The organism is Sphingobacterium sp. FBM7-1, from assembly GCF_020687765.1.
GTDB lineage: Bacteria > Bacteroidota > Bacteroidia > Sphingobacteriales > Sphingobacteriaceae > Sphingobacterium.
The window spans coordinates 1-1,369 of record NZ_JAJEWJ010000016.1; the positions used below are offsets into that span (position 1 = coordinate 1).

Here is a 1,369-nt window from a genome sequence, read left to right on the forward strand (position 1 = left end):
GGTGTGCGCAGCAGAAACGGTCCGGACGCTCCAGAAAGGAGGTATTCCAGCCGCACCTTCCGGTACGGCTACCTTGTTACGACTTAGCCCCAATTACCAGTATTGCCCTAACACGCTCCTTGCGGCTACATGCTTTAGGCACCCCCGGCTTTCATGGCTTGACGGGCGGTGTGTACAAGGCCCGGGAACGTATTCACCGCGTCATTGCTGATACGCGATTACTAGCGAATCCAGCTTCACGGGGCCGAGTTGCAGGCCCCGATCCGAACTGTGGACGGCTTTGGGAGATTGGCATCCTGTTGCCAGGTAGCAACCCGCTGTACCGCCCATTGTAGCACGTGTGTAGCCCCGGACGTAAGGGCCATGATGACTTGACGTCGTCCCCACCTTCCTCGCGGCTTACGCCGGCAGTCTGTTTAGAGTCCCCATCACTACATGCTGGCAACTAAACATAGGGGTTGCGCTCGTTGCGGGACTTAACCCAACACCTCACGGCACGAGCTGACGACAGCCATGCAGCACCTAGTTTCGCGCCCCGAAGGGAAGTACCGTCTCTGGTACCGTCGCTAACTTTCAAGCCCGGGTAAGGTTCCTCGCGTATCATCGAATTAAACCACATGCTCCTCCGCTTGTGCGGGCCCCCGTCAATTCCTTTGAGTTTCAGCCTTGCGGCCGTACTCCCCAGGTGGATGACTTAACGCTTTCGCTTGGACGCTTACTGTATATCGCAAACATCGAGTCATCATCGTTTAGGGCGTGGACTACCAGGGTATCTAATCCTGTTCGATCCCCACGCTTTCGTGCATCAGCGTCAATTATGTTCTAGGAAGCTGCCTTCGCAATCGGGGTTCTGGGACATATCTATGCATTTCACCGCTACTTGTCCCGTTCCGCCTCCTTCGATCACATTCAAGCACTTCAGTATCAAAGGCACTGCAACGGTTGAGCCGCTGTATTTCACCCCTGACTTAAAATGCCGCCTACGCACCCTTTAAACCCAATAAATCCGGATAACGCTCGGATCCTCCGTATTACCGCGGCTGCTGGCACGGAGTTAGCCGATCCTTATTCCTACGGTACACTCAGACAGTTACACGTAACTGCGGTTGTTCCCGTATAAAAGCGGTTTACGACCCATAGGGCCTTCATCCCGCACGCGGCATGGCTGGTTCAGGCTCCCGCCCATTGACCAATATTCCCTACTGCTGCCTCCCGTAGGAGTCTGGTCCGTGTCTCAGTACCAGTGTGGGGGTCACTCCTCTCAGAGCCCCTAGGCATCATCGTCTTGGTAAGCCGTTACCTTACCAACTAACTAATGCCACGCGAGCCCATCCATGTCCTATAAATATTTGACATAGAAACCAGGTGG

1 rRNA gene is annotated in these 1,369 nt (G+C 54.9%); it reads right to left on the bottom strand.

Annotated features, from left to right (window positions below):
* Positions 1-34: 34 nt before the first annotated feature.
* A 16S ribosomal RNA gene (locus tag LKO28_RS15280) occupies positions 35-1,369 on the bottom strand; the annotation flags it as partial.